This window comes from Curtobacterium sp. MCSS17_005, assembly GCF_003234225.2.
Classification (GTDB): Bacteria; Actinomycetota; Actinomycetes; order Actinomycetales; family Microbacteriaceae; genus Curtobacterium; species Curtobacterium flaccumfaciens.
In genome coordinates this window covers 3253686-3269791 of sequence record NZ_CP126258.1, presented here as the reverse complement: position 1 = coordinate 3269791, position 16106 = coordinate 3253686, and the positions used below count along the sequence as shown (strand labels likewise).

Genomic DNA, 16106 nt, shown 5'->3' with positions numbered 1-16106 from the left:
CACCGCCCGGGGTCGCCGCCTCCGACTCTCTCGACGACCAGTCCGACCAAAGGTGGAATCCCATGTCCGTATCCGTCGCCGTGGCGGGAGCCTCCGGCTACGCGGGTGGTGAGCTCCTGCGCGTGCTCTCCGCCCACCCCGAGTTCGAGGTCAGGACGGTGACGGCGTTCTCGAACGCCGGACAGCCCCTGATCGCGACCCAGCCGCACCTCCGTTCACTGTCGCACCTGACCCTGGCGGAGACGACGGCCGAGACGCTGCGCGGGCACGACGTGGTGTTCCTGGCGCTGCCGCACGGCCAGTCGGGTGCGATCACCGCGGAACTCGGCGACGACACGCTCGTCATCGACTGCGGCGCGGACCACCGGCTGACGGACCCGGCGGCGTGGGAGCGGTTCTACGGCGGTGACTACTTCGGCGCGTGGACCTACGGGCTGCCCGAGCTCCTGCTCGCGGCGCCCACCCCGGGTTCGGCCGATGAATGGCGCGAGGTCGACGACATCGCGTCGCAGGGCAAGCAGCGTTCCGCCCTGGTCGGCACGAAGCGCATCGCGGTCCCCGGCTGCAACGTCACCGCGGTGACGCTCGGCATCCAGCCGGGCATCCAGGCCGGCCTCGTCGAGTCCGACGACCTCGTCGCGGTGCTCAGCGTCGGCCCAAGCGGTGCCGGCAAGAAGCTGTCCACCACCTACCTGGCCTCCGAGATCATGGGGTCCGCCAGCGCGTACGCCGTCGGCGGCTCGCACCGGCACGTCCCCGAGATCCAGCAGAACCTGCAGGTCGCGGGGGCCGCCGACGTGACGATCTCGTTCACGCCGGTCCTGGTCCCGATGTCGCGGGGCATCCTGGCGACCACCACCGCGAAGCTCTCGCCCGGCGTCAGCGCACGCGACGTCCGACTCGCCTGGGAGCAGGCGTACGCCGACGAGCCCTTCGTCCACCTGCTGCCCGAGGGCGAGTTCCCCCGGGTCGCGGACACGATCGGTGCGAACACCGCGCTCGTCGGCATCGCCGTCGACGAGGCCGCCGGCCGCGTCGTCGCGGTGACCGCGCTCGACAACCTCGCCAAGGGCACGGCCGGCGCCGCCGTCCAGTCGGCGAACATCGCCCTCGGTCTCCCCGAGACCACGGGCCTCAGCGTGGACGGAGTCGCACCGTGACCGACGCAGGCACGACCACCCAGACCGAGCCGGGCCTCCAGGGCGTCACAGCGGCAGCGGGCTTCCGCGCCGCCGGTGTCACCGCAGGCCTCAAGACGAGCGGCAAGCCGGACGTGGCCCTCGTCGTCAACGACGGCCCCGACGCGGCCGTGGCCGCCGTCTTCACCAGCAACCGGGCACAGGCGCACCCCGTGATCTGGTCCCGCCAGGTCGTCGGGGACGGCGTCGCCCGTGCCGTCGTCCTGAACTCCGGCGGCGCGAACTGCTTCACCGGCCCGTTCGGCTTCCAGACCACGCACCTGACGGCCGAGGCCGTGGGCGACGCCCTCGGGATCGGAGCCGGCGACGTCGTCGTCTGCTCCACCGGGCTCATCGGTGTCGGCGACCAGACCTTCCGCGACAACGTGCTCCGTGGCGTCGACCTGGCGAGCACTGCACTCAGCAGCGACGGCGGCCCGGACGCGGCGACCGCGATCATGACGACGGACACGAAGGCCAAGCAGTCCGTCGTGACCGAGGACGGCTGGACCGTCGGCGGCATGGCCAAGGGCGCCGGGATGCTCGCCCCGGGCCTCGCGACGATGCTCGTCGTCATCACGACCGACGCCGTGCAGACGCCGGACCAGCTCGACCAGGCGCTCCGTGCCGCCACCCGCATCACGTTCGACCGGGTCGACTCCGACGGCTGCATGTCCACGAACGACACCGTCGTGCTGCTGTCGTCGGGTGCGAGCGGCGTGACGCCCGAGGTCGGTGACTTCCAGGAAGCCCTGACCGCGGTCTGCGCCGATCTGGCCCGCCAGCTGCAGCAGGACGCCGAGGGTGCGAGCCACGACATCGCGATCGAGGTCGTGCACGCCGCGACGGAGGACGACGCCGTGACCGTCGGTCGGAGCGTCGCCCGGAACAACCTGTTCAAGGCGGCTGTCTTCGGCAACGACCCGAACTGGGGCCGGGTGCTCGCGGCGATCGGTACGACCGACGCCGAGTTCGACCCGTACGCGGTGGACGTCAGCATGAACGGCGTCCGGGTCTGCCACGCGGGCGCACCCGACGAGCCGAGCGACACCGTCGACCTGACCCCTCGTGACACCCACGTGCGCATCGACCTCGGTGTCGGCACGCACTCGGCCACGATCCTGACCAACGACCTCACGCACGACTACGTGCACGAGAACAGCGCGTACTCCAGCTGATGGCGGCGGACACGAACGGGGCCGGCACGCCCCTCACGAAGGAAGAAGAACACGAGTTCGCCGCGGTCAAGGCCGCGACGCTCATCGAGTCGCTGCCCTGGCTGAAGCGCTTCTCGGGCAAGGTCGTCGTGGTCAAGTTCGGCGGCAACGCCATGGTGAACGAGGACCTGAAGCGCGCCTTCGCCGAGGACATGGTCTACCTGCGGTACGCCGGTCTGCACCCCGTCGTCGTGCACGGCGGCGGCCCGCAGATCTCCGCGGCCCTCAAGGAACAGGGCATCGAGTCCGAGTTCCGCGGCGGCTACCGCGTCACGACGACCGAGGCGATCACCGTCGTCCGCGACGTCCTGGCCGGCGAGGTCAACCGCGAGATCGTCGACTTGGTGAACGAACACGGCGAGGGCCTGGCCGTCGGCGTGTTCGGCGACGGCGGCTCGCTGTTCACCGGCGAGAAGAAGGGTGTCGTCGTCGACGGACAGGAGTACGACCTCGGCCACGTCGGGGACATCACCCACGTCGACCCGTCCGGCGTGCTCGCCGCGATCGAGGCCGGCCGGATCCCGGTCGTCTCGAGCATCGCGATCGACGACGCGCACCCCGACCAGGCACTCAACGTGAACGCGGACGCTGCGGCGGGTGCCCTGGCGATCGCGCTGCGGGCCTCGAAGCTCATGATGCTCACCGACGTCCCCGGCCTGTACCGCAACTGGCCCGACCGTGACTCGATCGTCGACCTCATCGCCGTCGACGAGCTCCGCGAACTCCTGCCGAGCCTCGAGTCCGGGATGATCCCGAAGATGACCGCGTGCCTGGACGCCGTGGTCGGCGGGGTCGGCGGTGCGACGATCATCGACGGCCGGATCCCGCACTCGATCCTGCTCGAGGTCTTCACCCTGCGGGGTGCGGGCACCGAGGTGATCCCGGACCCGAGCCGACGAACCGAGAACCAGATGACCCACGCCGAGATCGGCCGTCGCGTGGCGTCGCCGTCGATCGACAGCAGTACCGGCCAGCACGTGGCGGGTACGGACGAGAAGGGACACCAGCAGTGAGCACCGAGACGCAGACCGAGACCTGGAACGACCGGTTCGGGGCGTCGCTCATGCGATCCCTGACCCCGCCCAAGATCATGCTCGAGCGTGGCCAGGGCTGCCGCGTCTGGGACGTCGACGGCAACGAGTACCTCGACTTCCTCGCCGGCATCGCGGTGAACTCGCTCGGCCACGCGCACCCCGCCCTGGTGGAGGCGATCGCTGACCAGGCCGCGAAGCTCGTGCACGTGTCGAACTACTTCGCCACCCCGCCGCAGCTCGAACTCGCCGAGCGCCTCAAGCGCATCACCGGTGCGGGCGACGCCGGCCGTGTCTACTTCGGCAACTCCGGCGCCGAGGCGAACGAGGCCGCGTTCAAGCTGGCCCGCCTCAACAAGGGTGCGGACGGCACGAAGACCCGGATCCTCGCGCTCAAGCAGGGCTTCCACGGGCGCACGATGGGTGCCCTCGCGCTCACCGGCAAGCCCGCGCTGCAGCAGGACTTCCTGCCGATGATCCCGGGTGTCGAGCACATCGACACCTCGATCGAGGCGCTCGAAGCGTCGATCGACGACTCCGTCGCCGCCCTGATCCTCGAACCCATCAAGGGCGAGGCCGGCGTGGTCGACCTGCCGGAGGGCTTCCTGCTGGCGGCACGCCGACTGACCGCGGAGCACGGCGCACTGCTGATCCTCGACGAGATCCAGACGGGTGTCGGCCGGACCGGCAACTGGTTCGCGTTCCAGGGCCACGGTGTGACGCCGGACGCCATCACCGTCGCGAAGGGCATCGCCGGTGGCTTCCCCATCGGCGCCCTCGTCACGTTCGGCTGGGCGTCCGACCTGTTCTCGGCCGGCCAGCACGGGTCGACCTTCGGCGGCAACCCGCTCGGCACCCGCGTCGCCAACGCGGTGCTCGAGGAGATCGAGCGTGCGGAACTCGTCGCCGGCGCAGTGGTCAAGGGCGAGCGGATCCGTGACGGCATCCGCGCCATCGGTTCCCCGCTGGTGGAAGAGGTCCGTGGCACCGGCCTGCTCATCGGCGTCGGTCTGACCGGTCCGATCGGTCCGGCCGTCAACGCTGCCGCCCTCGAGCGTGGCCTCATCATCAACGCCCCCAACGAGTCGAGCCTGCGCATCGCGCCGCCGCTCATCGTGTCCGACGCCGAGATCGACGAGTTCCTGTCGATCCTCGCCCAGAGCCTCGCGGCCGTCGCCGCAGCGCAGGAGCCCACCGCATGACCCGCCACTTCCTCCGTGACGACGACCTGAGCCAGGCCGAGCAGTCCGCGATCCTCGACATCGCCGACCGCATGAAGGCCGACCGCTGGGCGGAGAAGCCGCTGGCCGGTCCGCAGAGCGTCGCGGTGATCTTCGACAAGTCGTCGACCCGCACGCGGGTGTCCTTCCACGTCGGCATCTCCGACCTCGGCGGCAGCCCGCTGATCATCTCGACGGCGAACAGCCAGCTCGGCGGCAAGGAGACCCCGTCGGACACGGCCCGCGTGCTCGAGCGCATGGTGTCGGCGATCGTGTGGCGCACCTACGGTCAGGCCGGGCTCGAGGAGATGGCCGCCGGCACGACGGTCCCCGTCGTCAACGCGCTGTCCGACGACTTCCACCCCTGCCAGCTCCTCGCCGACCTGCTCACCATCCGTGAGCACCGCGGCGCCCTCGCCGGGCAGACCGTGGCATTCATCGGCGACGGTGCGAGCAACATGGCGCAGTCGTACCTGCTCGCCGGGGCGACGGCGGGCATGCACGTCCGCGTCGCAGCCCCCGCCGAGTTCTCCCCGTCGCCGCAGGTCGTCACCGACGCCGAGGAACGCGCCGCCGTGACGGGCGGCTCCGTCCTCGTGGTGAGCGACCCGGTGGCCGCGGTCGCGGGTGCCGACGTGGTCGTCACCGACACCTGGGTGTCGATGGGCAAGGAGTCCGAGAAGCAGTCGCGCCTCGACACCTTCGCGGGGTACCGCGTCGACGACGCGCTCATGGCGCACGCCGCCGACGACGCCGTCTTCATGCACTGCCTGCCGGCCGACCGGGGGTTCGAAGTGACCGCCGACGTCATCGACGGCCCGCGCAGCATCATCTGGGACGAGGCGGAGAACCGTCTGCACGCCCAGAAGGCGCTGCTGGCCTGGCTGCTCGCCAACGACTAGCCGACGGACCGATCACCAGTGGCTGACCGCGTCGTCCTCGCGTACTCCGGCGGTCTCGACACCTCCGTCGGGATCGGCTGGCTGCGCGACGCCACCGGCAAGGACGTCGTCGCACTCGTGGTCGACGTCGGCCAGGGCGGCGAGGACCTCGAGGCGGTCCGGCAGCGTGCGCTCGACTGCGGCGCCGTCGAGTCACTCGTCGTCGACGCCAAGGACGAGTTCGCCGACGAGTACATCGTGCCGGCGCTCCGGGCCAACGCGCTCTACCAGAAGCGGTACCCGCTCGTCTCGGCACTGAGCCGCCCGCTCATCGCGAAGCACCTCGCACTGACGGCGAAGCAACTCGGTGCCGACAGCGTCGCGCACGGCTCCACCGGCAAGGGCAACGACCAGGTCCGCTTCGAGGCAGCCGTCGCGGCGATCGCACCGGACCTGCGGACCGTCGCACCGGTGCGGGACCTCGCCCTCACCCGCGACCGCGCCATCGCCTACGCGGAGGAGCACCGGCTGCCGATCCAGCACTCGGAGCGGGAGCCGTGGTCGGTCGACCAGAACGTGTGGGGCCGAGCGGTCGAGACCGGGCTCCTCGAGGACCCGTGGACCGCCCCCGCAGACGACCTCTACGCGACCACGCAGGACCCGGCGCTCCCGCAGCAGGCCGACGAGGTCACGATCACCTTCGACCGCGGTGTCCCGGTCGCCCTCGACGGGCAGCGGTTCAGCGTGCTGCGCATGGTGCAGGAGCTCAACGCGGTCGCCGGCAAGCACGGCGTCGGGCGGATCGACGTCGTCGAGGACCGGGTGGTCGGCATCAAGTCGCGCGAGGTCTACGAGGCGCCGGCCGCGATCGCGCTCATCGCCGCGCACGAGGAGCTCGAGAGCCTCACCCTCGAGCGTGACGTCGCACGGTTCAAACGCGGCGTCGAGTCCGAGTGGGCCGACCTGGTCTACGACGGACTGTGGTTCGGCGGACTCAAGCGCAGCCTCGACGCCTTCGTCGAGCACACCCAGCAGCACGTCTCCGGCGAGGTCCGGTTGCGGCTGCAGGGCGGGCGTGCCACCGTGACGGGCCGTCGGTCGGAGCAGAGCCTCTACGACTTCGACCTGGCGACGTCCGACACCGGCGACGCGTTCGACCAGTCCGTGTCCAGGGGGTTCATCGAGCTCTGGTCACTGCCCAGCAAGATCTCCGCCCGCCGCGACGCGGCGAACTGACCGACAGCCGCACCACAGACGAAACGACGCAGGACGACATGACCGACGAGAAGACCGACGCCACCAACACCGGTGCCCTCTGGGGCGGCCGCTTCGCCGACGGCCCGAGTGCGGCCCTCGCCGCGCTCTCGAAGTCGACGCACTTCGACTGGCAGCTCGCGCCCTACGACATCGCGGGGTCCCGTGCCCACGCCCGAGCGCTGCACACCGCGGGCTACCTCACCGCCGACGAGCTGGAACGGATGCTCGCCGGCCTCGATCGACTCGAAGCGGCGCACGCTGACGGCACACTGCAGCCCGACGACTCCGACGAGGACGTCCACGGCGCCCTCGAACGCCTGCTCATCGCCGACCTCGGTCCCGAACTCGGCGGCAAGCTCCGTGCCGGTCGGAGCCGCAACGACCAGATCGCCACCCTCGGCCGCATGCACATGCTCGACCACGGGCGGCGCATCGGCCGACTCGTGATCGACCTCGTCGACGCGATCACCCAGCAGGCGACCGAGCACCCGGCCGCGATCATGCCGGGGCGCACGCACCTGCAGCACGCACAGCCGGTGCTCCTGGCCCACCACCTGCTCGCGCACGCCTGGCCGCTCGTCCGCGACCTCGAGCGCCTCCGCGACTGGGCCGGCCGCGCGAGCGTCAGCCCGTACGGTGCCGGTGCGCTGGCGGGCAGTTCCCTCGGCCTCGATCCCGCCGCGATCGCCGCGGAGCTCGGCTTCGACCGTCCGGCGGACAACTCGATCGACGCCACGGCAGCCCGTGACGTCGTCGCCGAGTTCGCGTTCGTCCTCGCGCAGATCGGCATCGACGTCTCGCGCCTGTCGGAAGAGGTCATCCTCTGGAACACGAAGGAGTTCGGCTTCGTCCGGCTCCACGACGCGTTCTCGACCGGCTCGAGCATCATGCCGCAGAAGAAGAACCCGGACATCGCCGAGCTCGCCCGCGGCAAGTCGGGGCGCCTGATCGGCAACCTGACCGGGCTCCTCGCGACCCTCAAGGGACTGCCGCTGGCGTACAACCGCGACCTGCAGGAGGACAAGGAGCCGGTCTTCGACTCCGTCGCCACGCTCGAGGTCCTGTTGCCCGCGTTCACCGGCATGATCGCGACCCTGACCTTCGACACCGACCGGATGGCCGAGCTCGCGCCGCAGGGCTTCTCGCTCGCGACGGACGTCGCCGAGTGGCTGGTCCGTCAGGGCGTCCCGTTCCGGGATGCGCACGAGGTCTCCGGCGCGCTCGTCCGGTACTGCGAGGAGCGCGGCATCGAGCTCGACGAGCCCACTGACGACGAGTACCGGTCGGTGTCCGAGCACCTCACGCCCGACGTCCGTTCCGTCCTGACCATCGAGGGCAGCGTCGCATCGCGCTCCGGCGTCGGCGGCACCGCACCCGACCGGGTCGCCGAGCAGCTCGCGTCCGTCACCCGCCGCGTCCGCGACCTGGCCGAGGGCGCACCCTTCTCGCGATGACCCGGGGGATCGCCGCGCTGCTCGCCGAGCCAGCCCCGATCGTCGCGCCGGCCCTGCTCGGTGCGACGATCGCGGGGCGCGGCGTGGTGCTCCGCATCACCGAGGTCGAGGCCTACTCCGGCCCCACCGACCCCGGCTCACACGGACACCGGGGGATGACGGATCGCAACCGCCACCTCTTCGGTCCGCCCGGCACGCTGTACGCCTACCGCTCGTACGGCATCCACACCTGCGTCAACGTCGTGAGCGGGCCGGCCGGCTCCTCGTCGGGCTCGCTGCTGCGCGGTGCGCAGGTCGTCGAAGGACTCGACGTCGCGCGAGCGCGTCGCGGGTCGAAGGTCGCGGACGTCGCCCTGGCACGCGGGCCCGGCAACCTCGGTGGTGCGCTCGGAGCGGTCCTCGGGCAGGACGACGGCACGTCGCTCATCGACGGGTCCGGCCCGTTCGTGCTCACCCTGGCACCCGGCCTGGAGGCCCGGCTCGCCTCCGCCGGACCGGCCCACGTGGTCGACGAGCTCCTGTCCGAGACCCTGGCCGGTCCGCCCGCGGGCGCTGCGGTCCCGCGCATCTCCCGCGGCCCGCGCACCGGCGTCGGCGGCATCGCCGGCGGGGTGCGGTACCCCTGGCGCTTCTGGCTGACGGGTGACCCCACGGTCTCGACGTACCGACGGCACAAGGGCGCCCTCGACTCGTGAACCCGGCCACGGGCCTCCCGGCTGCCGCGCCTGCCGGACGTCCGTCGCCGCTACGATGGCGGGGTGTCCAGTGATACCGCTCAAGACGTCCTGACGCGCCAGCAGAACGACCCGGCCTTCGACTCGGTGTGGGACGAACTGCAGTGGCGCGGTCTGGTGCAGGTCTCGACCGACGAGACCGCGCTGCAAGAGGCCCTCGACGGTGAGCCGATCACGTACTACTGCGGCTTCGACCCGACCGCGCCGTCGCTGCACTGCGGCAACCTCCTGCAGCTCCTGACCATGCGGCGGCTGCAGCTCGCCGGGCACAAGCCGCTCGCGTTGGTGGGCGGCTCGACCGGTCTCATCGGCGATCCCCGTCCCACGGCCGAGCGCACGCTGAACACCCCGGAGACCGTCGCGGAGTGGGTGTCCCGGCTGCAGGCACAGGTGTCCCGGTTCCTCAGCCCGGACGGCGACAACGGCGTCCGCCTGGTGAACAACCTCGACTGGACCGCCCCCTTGTCCGCGATCGACTTCCTTCGTGACGTCGGCAAGTACTTCCGCGTCAACTCGATGCTCAAGAAGGACGCGGTGGCCGCGCGGCTGAACTCCGATGCGGGGATCAGCTACACCGAGTTCAGTTACCAGATCCTGCAGGGGCTCGACTACCGCGAGCTCTACCGGCAGTACGGGTGCACGCTGCAGACCGGTGGCTCGGACCAGTGGGGCAACCTGACCTCCGGTACCGAACTCATCCGTCGTGCCGAAGGTGCCACGGTGCACGCCCTCGGGACCCCGCTCATCACGAACTCCGACGGGACGAAGTTCGGCAAGAGCGAGGGCAACGCGATCTGGCTCGATGCCGAGATGACCTCGCCCTACGCGCTGTACCAGTTCTGGCTCAACACGGCGGACGCCGACGTGATCGCCCGGCTGCGGGAGTTCACGTTCCTGACGCGTGCCGAGATCGAACGACTCGAGCAGGCCGTCGCCGACGAACCCTTCCGGCGAGAGGCCCAGCGGACCCTGGCGTTCGAGGTCACCTCGATCGTGCACGGGGTGGCGGCGACCCAGGCGGCGATCGATGCCGCGGCCGCGCTGTTCGGCAACGGCGAGCTCGGTGCGCTGGACCCGGAGACCCTGCGGTCGGCGATCGCCGCGCTGCCGGGCACGGTCACGCTCGACTCCGGAGCGGACGTCGCACGCGCACTCGTGGAGACCGGACTCGTGAAGTCCCTCGGTGAGGCTCGCCGCGCGATCGACCAGGGCGGTGTCTCCGTGAACAACGTCCGGGCCGAAGACCCTGCCGCCCCGCTGTCCGACCTCGCCCTGCCCGGGGGAGTGCTCGTCCTCCGTCGTGGCAAGAAGACCCTCGCCGGCGTGACGCTCGCCTGATCCCGGTTGCCCGACCGCCTGTGGTGCCCGGTTCCCCTGTGGAACCGGGCATCGCTGCGTCCGGGCGACGTGTGTTGCACAACGCGACACGCCCGGGATGGGAGCTGGCTTGGCGCACTCGCTCAGGGCTGCGTATAGTTCTTACTCGTCACCCCAAAGGTGCGGCGGAGCGGCTGGAGCGAAAGCCCAGAGCACGTCGGCCCTCAAGCGGGACCATCCTCCACTGAAGTTCAGATCGGGCCTTGCGCCGGATTGCTTCGACGCCTAGGATGACAAGCCCACCGGTTCTCTCCCCTCGGGATGAGCCACTGGACCTCCGGGTCCGACGAACAACCGGTGGCAAGCCAAGAACACAAGCCTTGTGGCTGAAGCTCGAACTCGAGCCGAGGAGCAAGTGCGTCTGGTCCTTGAGAACTCAACAGCGTGCACATTGTCAATGCCAATTTATTGATTGACCTCGTGCCTGGTCGGCTTGCTGACCGGGTCATGAAGCAATTCCTTTTGGATTGAAGATTGTCAGTAGACAGTCAACAGTCAGAATCAACTCGGTCTGACACTTTCGGGTGTTGGGTCTGTATTTTTTTTACGGAGAGTTTGATCCTGGCTCAGGACGAACGCTGGCGGCGTGCTTAACACATGCAAGTCGAACGATGATGCCCAGCTTGCTGGGTGGATTAGTGGCGAACGGGTGAGTAACACGTGAGTAACCTGCCCCTGACTCTGGGATAAGCGTTGGAAACGACGTCTAATACTGGATACGATCACTGGCCGCATGGTCTGGTGGTGGAAAGATTTTTTGGTTGGGGATGGACTCGCGGCCTATCAGCTTGTTGGTGAGGTAATGGCTCACCAAGGCGACGACGGGTAGCCGGCCTGAGAGGGTGACCGGCCACACTGGGACTGAGACACGGCCCAGACTCCTACGGGAGGCAGCAGTGGGGAATATTGCACAATGGGCGAAAGCCTGATGCAGCAACGCCGCGTGAGGGATGACGGCCTTCGGGTTGTAAACCTCTTTTAGTAGGGAAGAAGCGAAAGTGACGGTACCTGCAGAAAAAGCACCGGCTAACTACGTGCCAGCAGCCGCGGTAATACGTAGGGTGCAAGCGTTGTCCGGAATTATTGGGCGTAAAGAGCTCGTAGGCGGTTTGTCGCGTCTGCTGTGAAATCCCGAGGCTCAACCTCGGGCTTGCAGTGGGTACGGGCAGACTAGAGTGCGGTAGGGGAGATTGGAATTCCTGGTGTAGCGGTGGAATGCGCAGATATCAGGAGGAACACCGATGGCGAAGGCAGATCTCTGGGCCGTAACTGACGCTGAGGAGCGAAAGCATGGGGAGCGAACAGGATTAGATACCCTGGTAGTCCATGCCGTAAACGTTGGGCGCTAGATGTAGGGACCTTTCCACGGTTTCTGTGTCGTAGCTAACGCATTAAGCGCCCCGCCTGGGGAGTACGGCCGCAAGGCTAAAACTCAAAGGAATTGACGGGGGCCCGCACAAGCGGCGGAGCATGCGGATTAATTCGATGCAACGCGAAGAACCTTACCAAGGCTTGACATACACCGGAAACGGCCAGAGATGGTCGCCCCCTTGTGGTCGGTGTACAGGTGGTGCATGGTTGTCGTCAGCTCGTGTCGTGAGATGTTGGGTTAAGTCCCGCAACGAGCGCAACCCTCGTTCTATGTTGCCAGCGGGTTATGCCGGGGACTCATAGGAGACTGCCGGGGTCAACTCGGAGGAAGGTGGGGATGACGTCAAATCATCATGCCCCTTATGTCTTGGGCTTCACGCATGCTACAATGGCCGGTACAAAGGGCTGCGATACCGTAAGGTGGAGCGAATCCCAAAAAGCCGGTCTCAGTTCGGATTGAGGTCTGCAACTCGACCTCATGAAGTCGGAGTCGCTAGTAATCGCAGATCAGCAACGCTGCGGTGAATACGTTCCCGGGCCTTGTACACACCGCCCGTCAAGTCATGAAAGTCGGTAACACCCGAAGCCGGTGGCCTAACCCTTGTGGAAGGAGCCGTCGAAGGTGGGATCGGTGATTAGGACTAAGTCGTAACAAGGTAGCCGTACCGGAAGGTGCGGCTGGATCACCTCCTTTCTAAGGAGCATCTGGTCAGTGCTGGTCGCCCATTAGGGGTGGTTGGTTGCTGGTCCAGGCGCCTGTTTCGGACCGAACGTGTCCGACGGGTAGCTCATGGGTGGAACATTGACAGTGCAGTTGGGAGTGATGCTTCCGACCTCAGTACGCTCTGCTTGCAGGGTTGGGACGGGTCGAAGGTGGAGCGCTCAGCTGGTGCACGTTGTTGGGTCCTGAGGGACCAGGCTTCCCGCTGTCACGTGAGTGGTGGTGGGGGTTGGGCCTACGGGTCCTTCGTCGGGCCAGGGTGAACCTACCGTTGTGGTGGGGGAGTGCTGGTGCCGATCGTATGTTGAGAACTACACAGTGGACGCGAGCATCTTTGATTCGCGTCATCCATGATCAGCCTTTCGGGTTGTTGATTGGTGACGTTGGATCGCAATTTTAATCTTTGTGGTCAAGTTTCTAAGAGCAAACGGTGGATGCCTTGGCATCTGGAGCCGATGAAGGACGTAGAAATCTGCGATAAGCCTCGGGGAGCTGATAATCGAGCCTCGATCCGAGGATTTCCGAATGGGGAAACCCCGCCAGGCGTTTTGCGACCTGGTGACTCCCGCCTGAATATATAGGGCGGGTAGAGGGAACGTGGGGAAGTGAAACATCTCAGTACCCACAGGAAGAGAAAACAACATGTGATTCCGTGAGTAGTGGCGAGCGAAAGCGGATGAGGCTAAACCGATCATGTGTGATAGCCGGCGGGCGTTGCATGGTCGGGGTTGTGGGACACGTCACTCAGTTCTGCCGGACTGGGACGGTTACAGCGCATCATAGTCGAACCGGTTTGAAAGCCGGGCCGTAGTGGGTGCCAGCCCCGTAGACGAAATGGTGTTATGGCCGGATGTGTATCCCAAGTAGCACGGGGCCCGAGAAATCCCGTGTGAATCTGTCAGGACCACCTGATAAGCCTAAATACTCCCAGATGACCGATAGCGGACAAGTACCGTGAGGGAAAGGTGAAAAGTACCCCGGGAGGGGAGTGAAATAGTACCTGAAACCGTTTGCTTACAAACCGTCGGAGCCTCCTTAGTAGGGGTGACGGCGTGCCTTTTGAAGAATGAGCCTGCGAGTTAGTGATATGTGGCGAGGTTAACCCGTGAGGGGCAGCCGTAGCGAAAGCGAGTCTGAATAGGGCGTTTGAGTCGCATGTTCTAGACCCGAAGCGAAGTGATCTATCCATGGCCAGGTTGAAGCGACGGTAAGACGTCGTGGAGGACCGAACCCACTTCAGTTGAAAATGGAGGGGATGAGCTGTGGATAGGGGTGAAAGGCCAATCAAACTTCGTGATAGCTGGTTCTCTCCGAAATGCATTTAGGTGCAGCGTTGCGTGTTTCTCGCCGGAGGTAGAGCTACTGGATGGCCGATGGGCCTCAACAGGTTACTGACGTCAGCCAAACTCCGAATGCCGGTGAGTGAGAGCGCAGCAGTGAGACGGTGGGGGATAAGCTTCATCGTCGAGAGGGAAACAACCCAGACTACCAACTAAGGTCCCTAAGCGTGTGCTAAGTGGGAAAGGATGTGGAGTTGCACAGACAACCAGGAGGTTGGCTTAGAAGCAGCCACCCTTGAAAGAGTGCGTAATAGCTCACTGGTCAAGTGATTCCGCGCCGACAATGTAACGGGGCTCAAGCACACCACCGAAGTTGTAGATTTCGCACTATAGACAAGCCTTCGTGGTTCAGTCGTGCGGAGTGGTAGGAGAGCGTCGTGTGGCGAGTGAAGCGGCGGAGTGATCCAGCCGTGGACGCTACACGAGTGAGAATGCAGGCATGAGTAGCGAAAGACGGGTGAGAAACCCGTCCTCCGAAAGACCAAGGGTTCCAGGGCCAGGTTAATCCGCCCTGGGTAAGTCGGGACCTAAGGCGAGGCCGACAGGCGTAGTCGATGGACAACGGGTTGATATTCCCGTACCGGCGAACAACCGCCCAAGCTAATCCAGTGGTGCTAAGAGTCCTAACCCGGTACAACCGGATCCCTTCGGGGTGATGGTGGCCGGTCTAACGCTCGACCCCATGCTGGTGCGGTTAGCGTATGAACAGGTGTGACGCAGGAAGGTAGCTGAGCCAGGCGATGGTATCCGTAAGGTGAACCTGGTGTAAGGATGTAGGGCTGACGATAGGCAAATCCGTCGTCTGTGTGCCTGAGATCCGACGCGTACCCGTAAGGGGAAATCAGTGATCCTATGCTGCCGAGAAAAGCATCGACGCGAGGTTGCAGCCGCCCGTACCCGAAACCGACTCAGGTGGTCAGGTAGAGAATACCAAGGAGATCGAGAGAATCGTGGTTAAGGAACTCGGCAAAATGCCCCCGTAACTTCGGGAGAAGGGGGGCCGGACACGTGACCGGATTTACTCCGTGAGCGTTGAAGGCCGCAGAGACCAGTGGGAAGCGACTGTTTACTAAAAACACAGGTCCGTGCGAAGTCGCAAGACGATGTATACGGACTGACGCCTGCCCGGTGCTGGAAGGTTAAGAGGAAGGGTTAGCCTTTGGGCGAAGCTCTGAATTTAAGCCCCAGTAAACGGCGGTGGTAACTATAACCATCCTAAGGTAGCGAAATTCCTTGTCGGGTAAGTTCCGACCTGCACGAATGGCGTAACGACTTCCCAGCTGTCTCAACCGCGAACTCGGCGAAATTGCACTACGAGTAAAGATGCTCGTTACGCGCAGCAGGACGGAAAGACCCCGTGACCTTTACTACAGTTTGGTATTGGTGTTCGGAGTGGCTTGTGTAGGATAGGTGGGAGACTGTGAAGCGGGCACGCTAGTGTTCGTGGAGTCATTGTTGAAATACCACTCTGGTCACTTTGGATGTCTAACGTAGGACCCTGATCGGGTTCATGGACAGTGCCTGATGGGTAGTTTAACTGGGGCGGTTGCCTCCCAAAGAGTAACGGAGGCGCCCAAAGGTTCCCTCAACCTGGTTGGCAATCAGGTGGCGAGTGTAAGTGCACAAGGGAGCTTGACTGTGAGACTGACAGGTCGAGCAGGGACGAAAGTCGGGACTAGTGATCCGGCAGTGGCTTGTGGAAGCGCTGTCGCTCAACGGATAAAAGGTACCTCGGGGATAACAGGCTGATCTTGCCCAAGAGTCCATATCGACGGCATGGTTTGGCACCTCGATGTCGGCTCGTCGCATCCTGGGGCTGGAGTAGGTCCCAAGGGTTGGGCTGTTCGCCCATTAAAGCGGTACGCGAGCTGGGTTTAGAACGTCGTGAGACAGTTCGGTCCCTATCCGCTGCGCGCGTTGGAAATTTGAGAAGATCTATCCCTAGTACGAGAGGACCGGGATGGACGAACCTCTGGTGTGTCAGTTGTTCTGCCAAGGGCACCGCTGATTAGCTACGTTCGGACCGGATAACCGCTGAAAGCATCTAAGCGGGAAGCCGTCTTCGAGATGAGATTTCCATGCACCTTGAGTGTGAGAGGCTCCCAGCAGACTACTGGGTTGATAGGCCGGATGTGGAAGCGGGGACTAACGACCCGTGGAGCTGACCGGTACTAATAAGCCGAAGACTTGATAACACACTGATTTCCGTGCACTTGTTGCACGGGCTCGCGTCCACTTTGTGGTTCCCGACAGACGATCGGGAATCGAAACTGAATACACCGCTCTGCCCTCTTCACGGAGGGCAGCAGCCGGGACAGCTTTGAG

At 65.6% G+C, this 16106-nt stretch carries 9 protein-coding genes and 2 rRNA genes; all 11 read left to right on the top strand.

What is annotated here, in order from left to right:
* The first annotated feature begins 62 nt into the window (after nucleotides 1–62).
* The 11 genes from DEJ20_RS15570 to DEJ20_RS15520 all read left to right on the top strand — a co-directional run bounded on the left by DEJ20_RS15570 (nucleotide 63) and on the right by DEJ20_RS15520 (nucleotide 15976).
* On the top strand, nucleotides 63–1160 hold the full coding sequence (locus DEJ20_RS15570) for an N-acetyl-gamma-glutamyl-phosphate reductase (RefSeq protein WP_111235739.1): 1098 nt from the start codon (nucleotides 63–65) through the stop codon (nucleotides 1158–1160).
* Nucleotides 1157–2356 carry a bifunctional glutamate N-acetyltransferase/amino-acid acetyltransferase ArgJ gene (gene argJ, locus DEJ20_RS15565; protein WP_111032408.1) on the top strand — a complete coding sequence of 400 codons (1200 nt, stop codon included), beginning with the start codon at nucleotides 1157–1159 and terminating at the stop codon, nucleotides 2354–2356. The genes DEJ20_RS15570 and argJ overlap by 4 nt, the downstream gene beginning before the upstream one ends.
* Nucleotides 2356–3408, top strand: coding sequence for an acetylglutamate kinase (argB, locus tag DEJ20_RS15560; protein WP_071405141.1), 1053 nt, complete (start codon nucleotides 2356–2358; stop codon nucleotides 3406–3408). The genes argJ and argB overlap by 1 nt, the downstream gene beginning before the upstream one ends.
* Nucleotides 3405–4628 (top strand): acetylornithine transaminase, encoded by a 1224-nt coding sequence (locus DEJ20_RS15555; protein WP_110865443.1) that lies wholly within the window; start codon nucleotides 3405–3407, stop codon nucleotides 4626–4628. Before argB ends, DEJ20_RS15555 begins: the two co-directional genes overlap by 4 nt.
* The gene (argF, locus tag DEJ20_RS15550) at nucleotides 4625–5548 is read left to right on the top strand and encodes an ornithine carbamoyltransferase (protein WP_110865444.1); all 924 of its coding nucleotides are present in this window, start codon (nucleotides 4625–4627) and stop codon (nucleotides 5546–5548) included. The genes DEJ20_RS15555 and argF overlap by 4 nt, the downstream gene beginning before the upstream one ends.
* Nucleotides 5549–5566: 18 nt before the next feature.
* Nucleotides 5567–6763, top strand: coding sequence for an argininosuccinate synthase (locus DEJ20_RS15545; RefSeq protein WP_111235740.1), 1197 nt, complete (start codon nucleotides 5567–5569; stop codon nucleotides 6761–6763).
* Between the two features lie 38 nt (nucleotides 6764–6801).
* Nucleotides 6802–8238, top strand: coding sequence for an argininosuccinate lyase (gene argH / locus DEJ20_RS15540; RefSeq protein WP_017887965.1), 1437 nt, complete (start codon nucleotides 6802–6804; stop codon nucleotides 8236–8238).
* On the top strand, nucleotides 8235–8933 hold the full coding sequence (locus DEJ20_RS15535; protein WP_111235741.1) for a DNA-3-methyladenine glycosylase: 699 nt from the start codon (nucleotides 8235–8237) through the stop codon (nucleotides 8931–8933). Before argH ends, DEJ20_RS15535 begins: the two co-directional genes overlap by 4 nt.
* 63 nt (nucleotides 8934–8996) lie before the next feature.
* The gene (tyrS, locus tag DEJ20_RS15530) at nucleotides 8997–10310 is read left to right on the top strand and encodes a tyrosine--tRNA ligase (protein ID WP_111235742.1); all 1314 of its coding nucleotides are present in this window, start codon (nucleotides 8997–8999) and stop codon (nucleotides 10308–10310) included.
* A 582-nt stretch (nucleotides 10311–10892) separates the two neighbouring features.
* Nucleotides 10893–12414: ribosomal RNA gene (locus DEJ20_RS15525) — 16S ribosomal RNA — on the top strand.
* 434 nt (nucleotides 12415–12848) lie between these two features.
* Nucleotides 12849–15976 (top strand): 23S ribosomal RNA (locus tag DEJ20_RS15520).
* Together the 16S and 23S rRNA genes form the textbook arrangement of a ribosomal RNA operon.
* The last annotated feature ends 130 nt before the right edge of the window (nucleotides 15977–16106 follow it).